This is a genomic window from Arsukibacterium indicum (assembly GCF_019100565.1).
Classification (GTDB): domain Bacteria; phylum Pseudomonadota; class Gammaproteobacteria; order Enterobacterales; family Alteromonadaceae; genus Alishewanella; species Alishewanella indicum.
Window position 1 is genome coordinate 288555 of sequence record NZ_JAHRID010000002.1, and the last position, 16144, is coordinate 304698.

Consider the following 16144-nt stretch of genomic DNA (forward strand, 5'->3'; position numbering starts at 1 on the left):
TTGCATGCTACTCAATATACTCAAGCTGCTGCTGCGGTAACTGTTCCAGCAATCCGTAGTGCAGCTTTAATTCTTGTAGTAACAACTGATTATCCACCAGAAAGCGATTAAACTGGGCCAATACCTCGCTATGGCGGGTAGTCGACAAATGAAAACCGACCTGACTGAAAGGTAAATTTTCGGCAACTACTAAACCTTCAGGTTGCTGCAACTCAGTCAGTAAATGCAACGCCACATTATATTCAAGATCTGCCACATCCAGCTCACCGCGTAACACTAAACTCACCGCGCTTTGCGGATTAGCCACTTCAAATATTTCAAACCTGTTGCTTTGCTTTAACCTAAGCCACTGCACCGGGGTAAACCCCCGGATGATGGCCAGGGTCCGGACCTGTTTTATCGTTAATTGCTGTCGCTGTGGCTTAACCATACTCACGCCCAGATTATAAACCAGCGCCTCACTGTATAGCCGGTCAGCAAGATCGCCCTGAAAACTATGCCATGCAGGGTTATCCGGATAGATAAAGTCAACGGTATTGTCCAGTTCGTGATAAAGACGTTTTACCGGCAATGGCTGAAAACTGAACTGATAGCCATATTGTTCAGCAAATTTATTCAGAACATCGTTGGCAAAGCCATTTTTACCACCGGTAGTAAAGTCGTAATGCGGATAAAACGCCAAGTCTTCTGTGCCTACCACAAAACGGGTTTGCACTGGCATCGCCATTGCAAAAGCCATACTGAATAACATTGCGAACCCTGACAGGTAAGATGTTAGTGACAAAAACGACTCCGGTTTCAGTCTGGTGGTATCAACAAGTGTAGGAAGCCGGCGTTAAAACTGCAATTTCTGCCAACAAGAAAAATAACAGTCGATTTTTCAAGAGCTGCCTTTCATAATGCCGTTTTTAAATGGGGCCAGCACAATGCAAATCAGCAATAACGCAGTAGTTCAGTTTCACTATACCTTAAGCGACACCTCCGGCGAGCTGGAAAGCTCGAACGGCAGTACACCACTCCTTTATATGCATGGCCAGCAGCAAATGCTGCCAAAGTTAGAAGCTGCGCTGGAAGGTAAAGCAGCCGGCGATACCGTTGAACTGACCCTGGCACCAGAAGATGCTTATGGCGAGGTAAAGCAGAATGCTATTCAGAGTGTTCAGGTTAAGTACTTACATGGAGCAAAAAAATGGAAGCCCGGCATGAAAGCCTGGATCCAGACCGACGAAGGTCAGCGTCAGGTCACCGTGGTAAAAGTTGGCATGTTTAAAGCAGACATTGATGTTAACCACCCACTTGCCGGCAAAACCCTGACCTTCAAGGTTGACATATTAAATGTGCGCCCGGCGACCAGCGAAGAAATCGCCCATGGCCATGCCCATGGCGAAGGCGGTCATCAGCATTAATTAATCGGCCGGCACTGGCAACGGTGTCAGGCGCAGCAGCTTGCCACTGGCACTATCAGTCAGTACATATATTGCGCCATCAGGCCCGGTTCGGACATCACGTAATCTGCTGTTAAGCTCGGTTAACAGCAGCTGCTCCGCCACCATTTTACCGTTTTCCATTTGCAAATGGTGCAAAGCCTTACCGGCTAATGCAGTAATAAATAAATCGCCCTGCCAGTCTGGAAACAGCGCGCCCCGGTACAAGGCCATACCAGCCGGCGCTATAGACGGGCTCCAATGATGGATCGGTTCAACCATCCCGGGATATTGCCTGAATGGAGATACCCTGGCACCGGTATAATCAATACCGCGGGTTGCAACCGGCCAGCCATAATTATTGCCCGCCTGTAGTATATTCAGCTCGTCACCGCCACGCGGGCCATGCTCATGGCTGTAAATCAGCTGATTTACGCTATCGCGGACAATGCCCTGCACATTACGATGGCCAAGACTGTATATTTCAGCGGCATAGCCGGCTTTTTCAACAAAAGGGTTGTCAGTTGGAATGCTGCCATCAGGCATCAGCCTGACAATTTTCCCCAGATGATTGGCCGGATTTTGCGCCTGCTCACGATAATCAAAGCCATCCCCCAGGGTCAGTACAATGCTGCTATCTGATAATTGCAGCATCCGGCCACCATAATGTGCGGCCCCTTTGCGGTAAGGCTGCGCTTTAAATATTACACGAATGTCAGTCAGCTGGTTCTGCTGCCAGCGCGCTGTGGCCAGACAAAGGGTATTGGCCTCACTATTACCACAAACGTAGCTAAGCACTAATTGCTGATTCTCTGCAAAAGCAGCCGGCAGCAATACCTCCAGCAAGCCGCCCTGTGCGGCGACGTATAACTCCGGCAATGCCGGGCTTATTTCAGCCAGTAGCTCACCGTCTGCCGATAACTGTTTTAGCTTGCCGGTACGTTCTGTCACCAGCATGCTGTTATCCGGCAGAAACGCTAACGACCAGGGGTAATTTAAATCCTCTGCGACCGTGGTCAGCTGATACGGTGCGGCCACCGCACCCAGTGACGATACAACGCTCAGTGACGACACAATCAGCAGCAAGACAGCTGTTTTCGCAAAAATTTTCATCTCAGGCCTTATTAGTACTGGTTAAACTGAAGTGCGGGTTAATCGGATATAAATTGCCGCCCCTGCTGCAGCACATAGCGCCAGTGCCAGACTACCCTGCACACTGCGGCTGGCGGCGATAAGGGTCGGCATCGGCGCCAGATTATTGATTGCCCACAGCGCCAGTAAAAAACCAACTGCACTACCGGCAACTGCTAACCAGAGCCGGCTGATACCAGCAATATTGCCAAGCAACCGGCTGGCAACAAGCGCTAACAGTAATACAGGCGCCAAAATTACCAGCATGGTAGGGGTGAAAAAGCGCAAATCAAACCACACGGTATTGAACCAGTCAGCAAATGACACCTGCTTTACCAGGGCTGCAATTGCCAGCAAATTAAACTGACTTTGCACAATGCTGCCAAGTGCTGCTGCCAGCAGCAGCGCAATGCCAAATGCCATTAGCCTTTTAAGCTTGCTGTTTCCGGTAACCTCTGTAGAAGTCTGCATATGTTTGCCAATAAAACTGAACATGATGAGTTTAAGCTTACCGGCACAACCGTTTTATTACCAGTAACCGGGTACGATAACAGCATTTTTAATTACTGTTATCCCACTGTAACTGCTACCATTCTGGTATTATAACCAAACCAGCCAGCAGCCGGCAGCGTATGCTCTGGCTGTTTATTCCAGCTTATTGAAGTGACAGCTATGGCCTTTATCAACAACCCGAACTACCAACACAGTGCCCCGGATAAAATTGGCGTTTTGCTGACCAATCTCGGCACCCCGGATGCCCCTACCCCGAAAGCATTAAAGCGTTATCTGAAGCAGTTTTTATCTGATCCCAGAGTGGTTGAAGTACCGCGGCTGTTGTGGTGGTTTATTTTAAACGGGGTAATTTTGCAAATAAGGCCCCGCCGCTCGGCTAAAGCCTATGCCACGGTCTTTACAGAGCAGGGCTCGCCGCTGTTATTTCATACCAGAGCACAAGCCGAAGCCATTGCCAGTAAATTTGCCAGCGATGGCCGCACCGATGTCGTGGTTGATTTTGCCATGCGCTATGGTAATCCGTCGTTCAGCTCAGTACTGGATTCCATGTTCGCCAAAGGCGTGCGCAAAATTCTGGTGTTGCCGTTATATCCGCAGTACTCCGCTTCAACATCGGCTTCCACCTTTGATGAGCTGGCTGGTAATTTCAGCAAACGCCGCTGGTTGCCAGACATCCGGTTCATTTCACACTATCATGATGATTCTGGCTATATTGCCGCCTGCGCCGAACGTATTAAACAACACTGGGCTGAGCATGGCCGCGCTGCTAAGCTGATATTTTCTTACCATGGCATTCCAAAACGCTACCTGCTTAATGGTGACCCCTATCACTGCGAATGTTACAAAAGCTCGCGGCTGATCGCCGAAGCACTGGGCCTGGCCAAAGATGAATATATGACGACCTTTCAATCACGCTTTGGCCGGGAAGAATGGTTAAAGCCTTATACCGATCACACATTAAAAGCTCTGCCCGGCCAGGGAGTGAAATCGGTGCAGTTATTCTGTCCGGGTTTTGCCGCAGACTGTCTGGAAACCATTGAGGAAATCGGTGAGGAAAACCGTGATTACTTTCTCGAGGCCGGCGGTGAAGATTATCAGTATATCAGCGCATTAAACGATCGGCCGGCGCACATAACTGCCTTGTATCAGTTGATCCAGCACAATTTACAGGGCTGGCAGCTGGCAGAAGAACCTCAGCGTGCCGCCAGGGCAGCTGAACTGGCAGCTGAGAAAGGATATCAGACTGACGATAAGCGATAATAACCCGGTATCAGGTTCCGGTCTCGCTACTGGCCGCAACCACCTGGTTTCTGCCCTGGCTTTTTGCCTGATACAAAGCCAAATCAGCGCGGTGCAGCCAACTTTCCCAACTTTCAGTGGGCTGCAATATCGCAATGCCAATAGAGGTTGTTAACTTTTCGCCGTCGGGCAAGCTCAGATGCTCGTTTACGCCCAGCCGTATTTTATCCGCCAGCTTGTGCAAATCAGCCTGTTTAATGTCTGACAGTAAGATGACAAACTCTTCGCCACCAAACCGGAATACGGTATCGCGCTGGCGCACCATAGCCTTTAATATCGGCACCAATTCTGTCAGCACGCCGTCACCGACTTTATGACCATAGTTATCATTAATACTCTTGAAATAATCTAAATCGAGTAACATCAGACCAAATTCGGTACCAGCTTTTCTATGCTGATTAATCGCGGCAATTAGTGCTTCGTCTAGTGTTCTGCGGTTTGCAGCCCCGGTCAGGCTATCGGTGGTCGCCAATACTTTTAAAGCTTCGCGCTGAGTCTGCGTACGATACGCAAACAAATAAGCAAACAGACTGGTAACAAAACAGGTAACGGTAAAGGACACCAACTGAAAAGTACTGGCAAAAATCTGTCCCGGATTAACTAAGGCGACGCCGACAACAACCGATAACGACAGCAATAACATCAGCAGGGCTTTAAATGGCGAAACCAGAAAAAAAATAAAGACAATAAACGGGTACACCCAGAAAACGCCATCTACCCCCAGGTTAATGCACACCAGAATCGCACCAACACAAAAGGCCATTGCCATTATTAAACCGGGGCCCTTGGTGTTGCCGGTACGCCAGGCAAAACTGACACAACAAATACTCACCAGCACCATAACTAAATCGGCAATACCGACAACAATATTGCCGCTTAACAGCCGGTAAATACCATAGGGAGTAACGCATACCGTAATCATTAATCCGACCAGGCTTATCATCGCCAGATAAAAATTACTTTTTAACCTTGCCAGCAAATTTGTTTACCCTGTTTTTTTATTTTTATGCCGCTAATATAGGGGCTTTACCCGCTTAAATGCAACTAAATAGCTCAATTAACAGGCGCTTGAGGGCTGTTACTACTGCCAGGCATTTAAACGATACAACTTTACAAAGCTAGTACCGGGCACTTAGCTGACTAACCAACGCCGGCAACTGATTAAAATGGCTGATATGAAAATCTGCCTGACTGATAAAGTGCTGATTAACCCCGTTTAGATACAGACAGGACAGGCTGCCGGCATTAGCGGCCACCTGCAAATCAAATAAATAATCACCTACGTATAAAATTTCAGCACAGTCCAGTTGTAACTGTTTTGCTATCAGCTGTAAACCTTCCGGATCAGGCTTTGCCGCGCAATCCTCTCGGGTTAATACCAGGCTGATCGGGATCTGCAGCCGCTCTATTACCCGTTGGGTAGCAAGGCGCATATTGCGGGTTAAAATTGCCAGTGGCCAGCCTTGTGCTGATAGTTGCTGCAGGCTTTCCAGGGCGCCTGGGATCCAGCTGGCAGCATCTGCTCCTGCCAGTTCATGCTGCTGAATAATCTGCTCGACCCGCGATTTCTCGGTCTGACATTTGACCGTTGCCAGCTGCTCTAACAGCGGCGTACCGGCCGGCCAGCCAATATCATTACACATAGCCGTAAAATCAAGCCGAGAATCTACCAGTGTACCATCAAGGTCAAAAACAACGGCCTTAATGGCCGGCCGTGCGGTTGTTACTAAGCGTGCTGTCATACTAAATTGTCTGCTTCTTCATTTCTGGTTTATCAGCGCTATATAACGCTTTAAGCAGTGCTTTGGTTTTCTCTGCGGCATTTTATCAGTCATTTAGCAAAATCCGGCCCGAAATGGCGCTTAAGCTTGCTATAAAAGCACGCAATTGGCTAGACTAGCGCCCTGTTAGTTTTATACCTCAGTTTTATACTCAAGAATACAGGAGCGCGACAATGGGCGCACAATGGAAAGCCAAACATAAACAAGACGCGGCAAACGCCAAAGGCCGTATTTTCACCAAACTGGCAAAAGAAATTGCTGTCGCTGCCCGCAATGGCGCTGATCCGGATATGAATTCCAAGCTTCGCTCTGCCATTGAAACCGCTAAAAAAGCCTCAATGCCCAAAGACACCCTGGAACGGGCAATTAAAAAAGGTGCCGGCTTGCTCGATGGCCCGGCCAATTATGAAACCGTGGTTTATGAAGGTTTTGCGCCGCATCAGGTACCGGTTATTGTTGAATGTTTAACCGACAATAAAAACCGCAGCGCCCAAAGCATCCGCCAGCTGTTTCGCAAAGGCCAGCTGGCCACTTCTGGCGCAGTATCCTGGGACTTTAAACATTTAGGTCAAATTGAAGCTGAAGCCACCAGCAGCGACGCCGATATTGAGCTGGCAGCCATTGAAGCCGGTGCTCAGGATTTTGAAACAAGTGACGATAGCGAAGATAACGAAGTGGTGTTTTTAACCGAAGCCACCGATTTAGACATGGTTGCCAAGGCCCTGCCAGAATTTGGCTATAACGTGTTAACGGCAAAACTGGTGTATCGTGCCAATAACCCGGTAAGCCTGAACGACGAGCAACGCGCTGAGGTAGAAGCCTTTCTTGACGCCATTGACGCCGACGATGACGTACAAAACGTTTATGTGGGTTTAGCCGGCTAAACTTCGGTTGGGTTCAGCCGCCAAGCCATCCAATCGGATGGCTTTTGTTTTATTATCTTCGTCGTTGACCAAATAGTACTAACCGAAAAGTATTTGCCAGAAGCTGACTTTACGCTGCTTATGGTAATGCCGGCGCAGCTGCTCTATCTCTTTCAGCGCTTGCTGCAGCTTGCGGTTATCACCTGCTGCGGCGGCATCTTCTGCCTGCTGCAGGGTTACCAACACTTTATCCAGCCCCTCCAGATAGGTTTGCGCTTTATCTTCCGGAAAGCGGGCATTTTTGGCCAGCTCTGTCAGTTTAGTAAGTTCACTCAAATAAGGCCTGGCGGCCTGCGGGCTTTCAGCCTCTCTGGCTTGTTTTAACGCCAGGCCCATGCTTTTCATGGTGGTTTCCAGGTTAACACTGTTGCTGGCAGAGACAGCCAAAGGCAGCGACAGCAACAGACAGAATAAAAAACGGTTTAACATAACGACAACTCCGGGCTGGATTTTCCGGGCGCAGCATAGCATATTATGGCCGGCCGGATTAACCACAAGGACCAACTGATGACAACCCGCCTCTCGTTCCCCCTCTCTGTAATAGGTGCTGCACTACTTAGCATCGGACTTAGCGCCTGCAGCACACCAGGCCAGCTTGATAACCAGAGTTCACTACAACAGTCAACCGGCGCGCTCAGTATTGAACAGCGCGCTGCACAGATTGCTCAGAACAGCATGATTATCGATACCCATATCGATGTGCCATACCGTTTACATAAAGACTGGGAAGATGTTACCAAAGCCACCAAACGCGGCGAGTTTGATTACCCGCGGGCCCGCAAAGGCGGCTTGAATGTGCCCTTTATGTCAATTTATATTCCGGCCTCTTATGAGCGTACCGGTGGTGGTTACCTGCTGGCCAACCAGCTGATTGACAATATGGAAGCCCTGGTCGGTCGGGCGCCGGATAAATTTGCCATGGCTTATAACAGTGAAGATGCACTGGCGCAGTTTGGCAGTGGTAAAATCTCACTGGCCCTTGGCATGGAAAATGGCACACCTATTGGCGGTGACTTAGCCAACCTGGAGCACTTTTACCAGCGCGGTATTCGGTACATTACGCTGGCACACTCTGAAAGCAACCATATCTCTGACTCGAGTTACGATTTACGCCGGCGCTGGCAGGGCTTAAGCCCGTTTGGCAAAGAGCTGGTGGTAGCAATGAATAACATCGGCATGATGATTGATATTTCTCACGTATCAGACGATGCCTTTTATCAGACTGTGGCACTGAGCAAAGCACCGGTCATTGCTTCGCATTCATCACTGCGCAGCTTTGTACCGGGCTTCGAGCGTAATATGGACGATGAGATGATAAAAGCCCTGGCCAAAAATGGCGGGGTTATTCAGATTAATTTTGGCTCGTCTTTTGTCACCGCTATTGCTAATCAGTATGGCGCCTTGCGTAAGGCGGCAGCCGAAAAAGCCGGGGTACCGAACGATGCGGCCTTTGCCGAGGTTTTCCGCCAGCAACAGCCCTACCCGTTTGCCACTCTGGATACGGTACTTGATCATATTGATCACGTGGTAAAACTGGTGGGAGTTGATTACGTTGGTATTGGCTCTGATTATGACGGGGTGGGCGACTCGTTGCCAGAAGGGTTGAAAGACGTGGCCAGCTACCCTAACCTGATTGCTGGTTTACTTGAGCGCGGTTACAGCGAGCAGGATATTGATAAAATTCTGTCGGGAAATTTATTGCGGGTTTGGCGTGAAGTCGAAGCTTACTCCAGGAAACAACAAAGCTAATATACCACCACAGCACTGCAGTAGCAGTGCTGTGGCTTCAGCATTACTGAATAAAAGCCGCCAGCAGGCCTATCAGGCCGCCAAATACCCCACCCCATACCACTAACCAGCCTAAATGCTGGCGGATCATCTGCTGAATAATCTGTTTTACCAGCTCCGGGGTAAGTTCTGCCAGCCGTTGTTGCACTATAGTATCAACCTGATCACGAATTTGCTGTAACTGTTCCGGCTGATCAAGCTGCGCCAGCACCAGCTGATTAAATTCTTCACTGCGGGAGATATCGGTCAGGGCTGTTTTTAACCGGTCAATAAAAGGCTCTTTTAAAGGCAGCAGCGCAGCACTGCCTCCAAACATACTTAACATGCCCCCAAAAGATGACTGCTCTACCACTTTTAACAATGAATCAAAGGTGGGTGATAAGTCGGTTTTGGCAATAACCGGCTCAAAGTCGAACGCTGGCTGGCTTTCAGCACCAGACGAGCCCTGTTGTTTGGCTGTGATAAAACGATCAATGTTGTCACTACTGAAAAACTGGCTCATCACCAGCTGATAAATACCTGCTTTAAACTCATTAAACCGGGCCGGTATAACGCCGGAACCATACAGTAGCGGCACTTTTTCGAACAACATATGCACGGCAAGCCAGTTGGTTAGTGCGCCTGATAACGCAAATAAGCCTACGCTAAGCACTACTGGCTGCTGCCAGAACCAACCTGCGGCAACGATAATTGCGGCGATGCCATTGGTAACTAAATTTTTATTCATGCCTGATCTCTGACTAGCGGTTAAACGACAAGACGCCGATTCTAATCAGAGCGCCAGCGCCAGGCAAGGGTACAACGGTTTAAAAAACGTGATGCTTAACTCAGTTGTAGCCCAGCACCGCGCAGTGGGCTGTATCTGGTTCGCGCTGCGGCGACAGGCTGTTATCCGCACTGCTATCATTCCATACCAGACTTAATGCTTTACGCTCTTGCTGGGTTAAATCAACTGTCTGGTTTTGCTGATAAAAAAACTGTTGTCGTGGCACTTCACTTTGCTTAGAAACACTCATAGCAGACTCCTGCATTATTTAAAATGGCGGCAGTCAGGTAAAAAGATTGGCTATGCTTTCAACCATTTTTAAACCTTTAACACCGCAAATACAGGCTAAGCATAGGTTCGGCAAACTGAGCTTAAGCTGAATTGTGAAAAAAAGTTTGGATAAATACAGTTAATTTGTCACATTTTTAAAAGACTGTTCGTCTTACCTATAACACCGACACTTAATCAGGGCAGCGCCAAACGGCTGTAATTGTCAGCTTACCCTCTTCAGTCATCTGTACTATAGTGTAAACAGCATGCAGCTGAGGGCCAACAACAGGAACAAAAACAATGAGAAAAACCAGAATCGGATTGGTATTAGCGTTAAGCAGTGCCCTATTTTTTGCCCCCATTGCAGCCATTGCCACAGCTCAGCCAGCTGGCTTTTGTGCCAGTGTCAGCTGTCAGTCTGAATTTAAACAGCTGGAGCGAATGGCCAACAATGGCAGCGGTGAGGCCGCAACCATAGTGGCTGTTGCTTATGCCAGAGGCGAAGGCGTTGAGCAGGACATAAAAAAAGCCCGCCGTCATATTAAAAAAGCAGTAAGCTGGGATGAGCCAATGGCACTGCATCAAATGGCTTCCTGGCTGCGGCAGGGCTTTATCTTTGAACAGGATATCGCCAGAGCTGATGAATTACTGGAGCGGGCAGCAAGGGCAGAATTTGCTCCGGCGTTAACCGATAAAGCGAAATTATTACTGGCACAAGATATCCCGCAAGCGGATAAAGAAGCGGTTGCTTTACTGGAGCTGGCAAACGAGCAATTCTACAAACCTGCTCAGTATTTGCTGGCACAGCTACTGGTTAGCGGAGTTGGTATTGAATCTGATTTAGCCCGTGCTGGCGTCATCTATAAAAACCTGGCATTAGAAAGTTATGCCGATTCCAGGCAGCGCTTAGATGAAATTATCAATGCCCTGGAGCAAATATCAGCGCAACCGGAACCTGAACTGGTGGCACTGGTGCAACCGGTGCTGACTAATCTTAAGCAAATTGATGATATTGAGGTTATTGAGGTACGGGGCGAGCAGTTTGACGCCAATTCAGAACTCAGCAATATCGTCAGTCAGCTGAATTCGTTGAATATATACTATCGGGGCAATACCGGCTCGCGCATTCCGGGCAACCTGTGCGGTCGCGGCGCTTCGATGTGCAGCGTGGCCTTTGATCGCAAAACAGATGCCGACTTCGGTGCTACCACCGTGGGCGAGTTAATGGGTCAGTAGGATAAGAAGTAAAACAAAGGGCCTGAGTTACTCGCAGGCCCTTGCTGTTTTTCCAGCGGTGAATTAATTGCTTGGCTATTTACCCGTTACAGATACGCCCGATTAAACGACTCTTTTGACTGCTGCAAATAGTCGCGGGCTTTTACAGCGTGGCTGTCCCAGATCTGTTTATCAGCGGCTTCAGTAAACGGGTTCTGGCTGCTGTGAACGGAACGCTCAAAGCGATCATAATAGGTCAGCACCGCTGAAGTGATCTGATTAAACTGGTCTTTATAACTCTGAGTCTGCTCCAGTTGCTCTGAGGTTTTCAGCACAAAACGGATAAGCTCAGTATTGTTGCCTTCTTTCAGATAACTGCTGGCTTTAAGGGTAATATTACCGGCCACCTCGGCCATCAGTTTTTGCCGGGTAATCTCATCCTTACTCAAGGCCCGGCTTATCGTCTCCTGCGAGCGGGCCATACTGGCGTGTTGCAGAGTGTCTCTTAACTGCTTATCCAGATCGCGGCGAAAGCGGTCCACATTTTTCTGAATAGCCAATAGTTCATTATCCAGCGCCGCCGCCTGGCTCAGCTCTTTTTCCAGCTCGGATAAAAACCGCTCAGCATCCTGATAAATTTTCAGGCCATTTTGTTCAGCGAATTTGCGATCAGCCCGGCTTAAACCTGCGTCATTGTAATTGCTTTTATCAAAGCTGGAGGCCAGAAATGACTTAAACGGCTCGGCAAAGGCCGAGTAAGTGCCACCGCTGACCACATTTAAACCGGCGGTTACCAGATCACCAAACGGCTTTAACATTGAATTGAGCCTGGCCTGCTGCAGCGGCGTAGTCACCCGCCGTGTGTCAGAGACAATACTGCGAAAACTGGCATAAGCCATCGGGTTAGACATTCTGTTACGCTCAGAGCCAGCCAGGGCCAGCGCAATACCTGAATGCAGGGCGTTGGCATACTCCAGATATTGCCGTTGTAAATCAAGCTGGGCCGCATAGTTTACGCCCAGGGTGCGGAACGACTCTGCCTGCACGGCAATATTCTGATCCTGCCGCAGTTTATCCAGAATACCACTGACAATGCGCTGCTCGTTCTTTTGCAATGCCGTGGCCAGCAAAATACGCTCTACCATCACATCGTCAAGCGCCACCATACCGTTGTTAACTTCAATATCAAGCCGCAGGTAACGCCTCGCCGGCTCATCAATCGATACCCGGTGCGCTTTAAAGCTGGTATCACCACCAGTATGCTCAATCAGCGCTACCGGTTGCCACAGCGCATTTAGCGAGGGTAAATCAGCAACCAATACATGAATACGATACGAGGTGTTAATGGTCTCAGGCCGCAGCCACAGTTCCAGCACCCCCATCTCACCAATCGCTTCTTTGCTGAACAGCACCGTATTACCGGCCTTACATTGCAAAGCTAACTCGCCGGAGCGCGGCGCGCCGGGCAAAGCCTGGCAATCCCCTAACTGGCGCCAGAGTTCACCATCACTATTTTCAAAGCCATCACTAAACACCACAGCAGCCTGCGCGGAAATAGCCGGCAGCCAGACAGCAAGCAACAACGCAAAAACTTTACGCATGCAAACTCCGCAAAGCAAAAGGTTAAAACCGCCGGACGGCGGTTTTTGGCAGTGAGGCTATTTTACCAGCAGCCCCCCGATAAGCGGAAGAGGGCTGAACAAATCATTATTTGTGGGCGATAGGCTTATCAGTAAATAAATAGTCTTTTAATTGTTTATCAAAGTACGGATCGCGTCGTCGTATCCACTCCAGCACCATAGCGGCATGTTCTTTTTCTTCATCGCGGTTATGAATAAGAATTTGCTTAAGCGCTTCATCCTTGCAGGCATCAACCCGTTGGTTATACCAATCAACGGCCTCCAGCTCTTCCATTAATGAGGTAATAGCCCGGTGCATATCGCGTGTTTCAGCACTAAGTTCCCCTATCGGTTCATGATAACCTTCGTTTGCCATATGTTCTTTCGTCCTGATAGTGCACTAAAGAACTTAGTGTAGATCACAGCAACGGTACCTGCCTGCAAGATTGCCGTTGAAGGGGAAGTTTTAGGATGGTAGCGTTATATATCCGCCTAAAATATCGCCAATAGTTCTACTTTTCCCTAAATAGTGCAATACCGCAACCACCAGGCAGACCAGTGCGTCTAACTTGTCCTCGTTTTGCTTAAGCTGCACACCTCTTAACGTGTTAATTTCAGCAATTGTTAACGCGACTGAACCAGCATTACAGAGCTGCAACGAAAAAGGTAACCTTTTCCCGATGGCCAATAAGTGACTCGCCAGTAAAAATTGCCCCGCTTTGCGCTCAGCCACATTGCCTTTTTTGTAAGCCAGTCGATATTCCAGGTTGAACAACTCAATAATGGCGGGGTGCGGATAAACCTCAATTTGCCATTGATTGCCAACAATATGCTCGTAATTCATTGTTTGTAATTGCTGAGACAACAGCACACTGGTCGCTTTAGGGAATAAGGTTAAATTGGCGGTGTGACAGCTTGCACCTTTTGCACCATACAACTTACCAATCTGCCGCTCGCAATCTCGCATTCCACTTTGATTTCTGATAATCAGAGGTGCATCGATGGCGATACCCACCGCATTGTAGTCTTGTACTTTGCGGCACAGTTCGTCGTTACTAAACACTTCACTTCCAAGATAATCGACATGCAGAGTGTTGTCATGTAAACGACCTAATGCCATCCCACTTGGTTTTATTCCATGCCACGCTAAGTCTATCCCTGCTAATCGTGTGCCCAACATATTAACCTTTCTGTACTTTAAAAACGTCAGCTGTATTTCTGCAGCCCTGACAAACTAACTGATATAACAACCGAGATTTACTCACCTTGGTATTCTGGCTTTTGCACACCTGGCATGGCCGTTTAAGAGGTGTATTACCGCCGCATTTGCCACATTGCACGTAGTAGCCATAACGGCCAGACTGCGGGCTAAGTGCACTGCAATCACCACAGTGTTTGCACTGTGCGGTTATGCTGTTGATATGTAATGGTTGCGCGGCAGAAACTGTCGAATCCCATGTATTATTAACTGCCGCAGGTACTACAACTGGCAGAGGCTCTGTGGTTGACGATGTGTTGCCAGGTGAAGGCCAAGCAGCATGGGCCTCATTAACGCTGTCACTTTCAATTTGTGGCGTGTTACCCAGCAAAAACTGACATATATGACTGAGCTCTTGCTGGCTAAACGTGGGCCGGGTGTCATATATCTTGCCGACAACGTTATAGAACTTTTTAAAGTTCATCTTCTTATCCAGCGCGTCGGCAATAAACTCAGACTTTACCAGCTTATCAGCAATGTCTTTAGGCGCATTGGAGCGGTCGATAATGGCATCGCTTGAAATAGCACAAAAAACGTCATAACAACGTGCACCAAGTCCTTGCTGAATACCTAAGAACTTACCGATAACCTTTTCGGTATTGGCACACAAGTACTGCTTTAAAAGCTTAAGCTGCAGTTCGGCCTGCTTAATCGGCGATGGCATGCCACTCCACTGCCCTTTATAGCTTCTGGTCCACTCGCCGTATTCATTAACTTTAACCTCACCACGAATGCTCTTTGACTCCACTACGATAAAGCCATAGGTATATACAATAAGGTGGTCTATCTGCGCGCTTTCGCCGTCATGCTCAATACGCAGATCATTCAGCACCATAACCTGGTCACTGTTCTTGTAAGCACGACGTAGGTAAAACGCCACGTCGTGCTCTTGCTTAATACCAGCATCGAGTTTGACGGATGCCGAGCTGGTTTGGGTTTTGTCTTTTAAGATCATGATGGTTTTAAATCAATATTTGGCCAAGCCAAGTTCGACAAGTAACAATGACAAGCAATGCAACGCTGTTTGTGCATCCTCTTCTGTAATGTCACGAGTGCCATGTTGCGCCTGGGCGTTAGGTTTAGCACGTGCATGCAAACGAGCAATAATATTGCTGCTATATTGGCTTAATGTGTTTTGAGACGTCGAGGCAGCTAATTTACTAAGTGCTTTGCCTAAATCTGGAATCGGGTCACCAATGGTAATACCCACCGCACTGGCCGCAGCACTGCGACAACTTTCCACCAAGTGAAATGGGCTTATTTTACGATTGGCTGTCTGCACCTCATCGAGAGTAATGCTAAGGCGCTGATAGTCTTCTGTAGACATCGCATTGGGTAATAGAACAGGTAACGAACCATTTGAACGGGTACTTTTCAGCGTTACAACAACGTCACCACCAAAGACTTGCTCAGCAGCAACCACTTTCCAGAACGATGCATACTCGCCATTACCTATAATGGCTTGGTTGTTATTGGTATCCGAAATGTAGTGATGCATTTTGTATGATTGATAGTGGTAAAACATTTCATCATAAGATTCACTTGGGTGTATTCCAGGTCTTTCGCTGGCCCTTACCGCATTACTAAAACACCATTCTTTCCTAGTATTTGGATAGCCGTAAATTCGCCCCCGCTTAATGCCTGCAGCCGGCTCATATATATCCTCAAGAAATAAAAAGCCCGGATATTCAGCCAAATCATCACAAGCGAAACGCCCCATGTCGGCAAATCTAATTGGCATGACTAATTGTGATGGAGAAACAGGTTTACCGTTGCCCGGCTGTTCGCCAACGTAAACCAACTTTGAGGTGTGGGCAATTCCTAGGACTGACACAGAAACTCCTTTTGCTGTTAACTATTTTTGGCTAATTCGACTGGATATGTTTCTAAACCAAACCGTGATATAAGCTCCTGTTCTAATTCGCGCTTTTTTGCTTCAACTTGACTCACTGCCTTAACTATATCTTCTAACTGATCTCGCGCTTCCCACTTTGTTCGACATGCTAAAATCACTTTTTCATGATGGCGTAATTCAAATGCCGAGTCATATAACGCCTTTGAAACATTAACAATTTCGAACTCGCCTGATTCGGGGTAAAAAAGATGCATAACCCTGCCTGCGTCGGCAAACATTTTAAAATCACGCATTTGCTCTCC

The 16144-nt window shown here is 48.2% G+C and carries 19 protein-coding genes; 5 read left to right on the plus strand and 14 right to left on the minus strand.

What is annotated here, in order from left to right; all coding sequences use genetic code 11:
- Nucleotides 1-7 precede the first annotated feature (7 nt).
- Nucleotides 8-751 carry a substrate-binding periplasmic protein gene (locus tag KQY15_RS05850; protein WP_217668154.1) on the minus strand — a complete coding sequence of 248 codons (744 nt, stop codon included), beginning with the start codon at nucleotides 749-751 and terminating at the stop codon, nucleotides 8-10.
- A gap of 175 nt (nucleotides 752-926) precedes the next feature.
- On the opposite strand from KQY15_RS05850, the gene KQY15_RS05855 reads away from it, so the two are divergent.
- The gene (locus tag KQY15_RS05855; protein WP_217668156.1) at nucleotides 927-1406 is read left to right on the plus strand and encodes an FKBP-type peptidyl-prolyl cis-trans isomerase; all 480 of its coding nucleotides are present in this window, start codon (nucleotides 927-929) and stop codon (nucleotides 1404-1406) included.
- On the opposite strand, the gene KQY15_RS05860 is transcribed toward KQY15_RS05855, so the two are convergent.
- On the minus strand, nucleotides 1407-2537 hold the full coding sequence (locus KQY15_RS05860; RefSeq protein ID WP_217668158.1) for a PQQ-dependent sugar dehydrogenase: 1131 nt from the start codon (nucleotides 2535-2537) through the stop codon (nucleotides 1407-1409). It lies immediately after the preceding gene.
- Between the two features lie 21 nt (nucleotides 2538-2558).
- Nucleotides 2559-3026 (minus strand): hypothetical protein, encoded by a 468-nt coding sequence (locus KQY15_RS05865; RefSeq protein ID WP_217668160.1) that lies wholly within the window; start codon nucleotides 3024-3026, stop codon nucleotides 2559-2561.
- A 201-nt stretch (nucleotides 3027-3227) separates the two neighbouring features.
- Here KQY15_RS05865 and hemH point away from each other — a divergent pair, with 201 nt between their 5' ends.
- Nucleotides 3228-4328 (plus strand): ferrochelatase, encoded by a 1101-nt coding sequence (gene hemH, locus KQY15_RS05870; protein WP_217668162.1) that lies wholly within the window; start codon nucleotides 3228-3230, stop codon nucleotides 4326-4328.
- A 10-nt stretch (nucleotides 4329-4338) separates the two neighbouring features.
- Here the strand turns inward: hemH and KQY15_RS05875 are convergent, their stop codons facing one another.
- Both KQY15_RS05875 and KQY15_RS05880 read right to left on the minus strand, forming a co-directional pair.
- A complete protein-coding gene (locus tag KQY15_RS05875) occupies nucleotides 4339-5346 on the minus strand; it encodes a GGDEF domain-containing protein (RefSeq protein WP_217668164.1) in 1008 nt (335 codons plus the stop codon).
- A 139-nt stretch (nucleotides 5347-5485) separates the two neighbouring features.
- The gene (locus KQY15_RS05880; RefSeq protein ID WP_217668166.1) at nucleotides 5486-6109 is read right to left on the minus strand and encodes an HAD family hydrolase; all 624 of its coding nucleotides are present in this window, start codon (nucleotides 6107-6109) and stop codon (nucleotides 5486-5488) included.
- A gap of 212 nt (nucleotides 6110-6321) precedes the next feature.
- On the opposite strand from KQY15_RS05880, the gene KQY15_RS05885 reads away from it, so the two are divergent.
- A complete protein-coding gene (locus KQY15_RS05885; RefSeq protein ID WP_217668168.1) occupies nucleotides 6322-7032 on the plus strand; it encodes a YebC/PmpR family DNA-binding transcriptional regulator in 711 nt (236 codons plus the stop codon).
- Between the two features lie 78 nt (nucleotides 7033-7110).
- On the opposite strand, the gene KQY15_RS05890 is transcribed toward KQY15_RS05885, so the two are convergent.
- Nucleotides 7111-7500: a cytochrome b562 gene (locus tag KQY15_RS05890; protein ID WP_217668170.1), complete on the minus strand. Its 390-nt coding sequence runs from the start codon at nucleotides 7498-7500 to the stop codon at nucleotides 7111-7113.
- A gap of 78 nt (nucleotides 7501-7578) precedes the next feature.
- Between KQY15_RS05890 and KQY15_RS05895 the strand changes: the two genes are divergently transcribed.
- On the plus strand, nucleotides 7579-8820 hold the full coding sequence (locus tag KQY15_RS05895) for a dipeptidase (RefSeq protein WP_217668172.1): 1242 nt from the start codon (nucleotides 7579-7581) through the stop codon (nucleotides 8818-8820).
- A gap of 43 nt (nucleotides 8821-8863) precedes the next feature.
- Here KQY15_RS05895 and KQY15_RS05900 read toward each other — a convergent pair whose 3' ends face one another.
- Both KQY15_RS05900 and KQY15_RS05905 read right to left on the minus strand, forming a co-directional pair.
- The gene (locus KQY15_RS05900; protein WP_217668174.1) at nucleotides 8864-9586 is read right to left on the minus strand and encodes a DUF445 domain-containing protein; all 723 of its coding nucleotides are present in this window, start codon (nucleotides 9584-9586) and stop codon (nucleotides 8864-8866) included.
- A gap of 100 nt (nucleotides 9587-9686) precedes the next feature.
- Nucleotides 9687-9875 carry a hypothetical protein gene (locus KQY15_RS05905; RefSeq protein ID WP_217668176.1) on the minus strand — a complete coding sequence of 63 codons (189 nt, stop codon included), beginning with the start codon at nucleotides 9873-9875 and terminating at the stop codon, nucleotides 9687-9689.
- 320 nt (nucleotides 9876-10195) lie between these two features.
- Here KQY15_RS05905 and KQY15_RS05910 point away from each other — a divergent pair, with 320 nt between their 5' ends.
- Nucleotides 10196-11131: a tetratricopeptide repeat protein gene (locus tag KQY15_RS05910; RefSeq protein ID WP_217668178.1), complete on the plus strand. Its 936-nt coding sequence runs from the start codon at nucleotides 10196-10198 to the stop codon at nucleotides 11129-11131.
- 86 nt (nucleotides 11132-11217) lie between these two features.
- On the opposite strand, the gene bdpA is transcribed toward KQY15_RS05910, so the two are convergent.
- From bdpA to KQY15_RS05940, 6 genes are all read right to left on the minus strand, one after another.
- Nucleotides 11218-12711 carry a BAR domain-like protein A BdpA gene (gene bdpA, locus KQY15_RS05915; protein ID WP_217668180.1) on the minus strand — a complete coding sequence of 498 codons (1494 nt, stop codon included), beginning with the start codon at nucleotides 12709-12711 and terminating at the stop codon, nucleotides 11218-11220.
- 106 nt (nucleotides 12712-12817) lie between these two features.
- Nucleotides 12818-13105 carry an encapsulin-associated ferritin-like protein gene (locus KQY15_RS05920; protein WP_217668181.1) on the minus strand — a complete coding sequence of 96 codons (288 nt, stop codon included), beginning with the start codon at nucleotides 13103-13105 and terminating at the stop codon, nucleotides 12818-12820.
- Between the two features lie 90 nt (nucleotides 13106-13195).
- Nucleotides 13196-13909 (minus strand): DUF429 domain-containing protein, encoded by a 714-nt coding sequence (locus tag KQY15_RS05925; RefSeq protein WP_302850299.1) that lies wholly within the window; start codon nucleotides 13907-13909, stop codon nucleotides 13196-13198.
- A gap of 1 nt (nucleotide 13910) precedes the next feature.
- Nucleotides 13911-14942 carry a nuclease-related domain-containing protein gene (locus KQY15_RS05930; RefSeq protein WP_217668185.1) on the minus strand — a complete coding sequence of 344 codons (1032 nt, stop codon included), beginning with the start codon at nucleotides 14940-14942 and terminating at the stop codon, nucleotides 13911-13913.
- 12 nt (nucleotides 14943-14954) lie between these two features.
- Nucleotides 14955-15821, minus strand: coding sequence for a hypothetical protein (locus tag KQY15_RS05935; protein WP_217668187.1), 867 nt, complete (start codon nucleotides 15819-15821; stop codon nucleotides 14955-14957).
- Nucleotides 15822-15838: 17 nt separating this feature from the next.
- Nucleotides 15839-16135, minus strand: a complete 297-nt coding sequence (locus KQY15_RS05940; protein ID WP_217668189.1) for a hypothetical protein — start codon at nucleotides 16133-16135, stop codon at nucleotides 15839-15841.
- Nucleotides 16136-16144 lie beyond the last annotated feature (9 nt).

Coding starts and splice junctions, on each gene's coding strand:
- KQY15_RS05880 (WP_217668166.1), bottom strand. CDS start 6,109: ATGACAGCACGCTTAGTAACAACCGCACGGCCGGCCATTAAGGCCGTT.
- KQY15_RS05940 (WP_217668189.1), bottom strand. CDS start 16,135: ATGCGTGATTTTAAAATGTTTGCCGACGCAGGCAGGGTTATGCATCTT.
- KQY15_RS05890 (WP_217668170.1), bottom strand. CDS start 7,500: ATGTTAAACCGTTTTTTATTCTGTCTGTTGCTGTCGCTGCCTTTGGCT.
- KQY15_RS05895 (WP_217668172.1), top strand. CDS start 7,579: ATGACAACCCGCCTCTCGTTCCCCCTCTCTGTAATAGGTGCTGCACTA.
- bdpA (WP_217668180.1), bottom strand. CDS start 12,711: ATGCGTAAAGTTTTTGCGTTGTTGCTTGCTGTCTGGCTGCCGGCTATT.
- hemH (WP_217668162.1), top strand. CDS start 3,228: ATGGCCTTTATCAACAACCCGAACTACCAACACAGTGCCCCGGATAAA.
- KQY15_RS05855 (WP_217668156.1), top strand. CDS start 927: ATGCAAATCAGCAATAACGCAGTAGTTCAGTTTCACTATACCTTAAGC.
- KQY15_RS05930 (WP_217668185.1), bottom strand. CDS start 14,942: ATGATCTTAAAAGACAAAACCCAAACCAGCTCGGCATCCGTCAAACTC.
- KQY15_RS05920 (WP_217668181.1), bottom strand. CDS start 13,105: ATGGCAAACGAAGGTTATCATGAACCGATAGGGGAACTTAGTGCTGAA.
- KQY15_RS05910 (WP_217668178.1), top strand. CDS start 10,196: ATGAGAAAAACCAGAATCGGATTGGTATTAGCGTTAAGCAGTGCCCTA.
- KQY15_RS05900 (WP_217668174.1), bottom strand. CDS start 9,586: ATGAATAAAAATTTAGTTACCAATGGCATCGCCGCAATTATCGTTGCC.
- KQY15_RS05865 (WP_217668160.1), bottom strand. CDS start 3,026: ATGCAGACTTCTACAGAGGTTACCGGAAACAGCAAGCTTAAAAGGCTA.
- KQY15_RS05850 (WP_217668154.1), bottom strand. CDS start 751: ATGTTATTCAGTATGGCTTTTGCAATGGCGATGCCAGTGCAAACCCGT.
- KQY15_RS05885 (WP_217668168.1), top strand. CDS start 6,322: ATGGGCGCACAATGGAAAGCCAAACATAAACAAGACGCGGCAAACGCC.
- KQY15_RS05925 (WP_302850299.1), bottom strand. CDS start 13,909: ATGTTGGGCACACGATTAGCAGGGATAGACTTAGCGTGGCATGGAATA.
- KQY15_RS05860 (WP_217668158.1), bottom strand. CDS start 2,537: ATGAAAATTTTTGCGAAAACAGCTGTCTTGCTGCTGATTGTGTCGTCA.
- KQY15_RS05905 (WP_217668176.1), bottom strand. CDS start 9,875: ATGAGTGTTTCTAAGCAAAGTGAAGTGCCACGACAACAGTTTTTTTAT.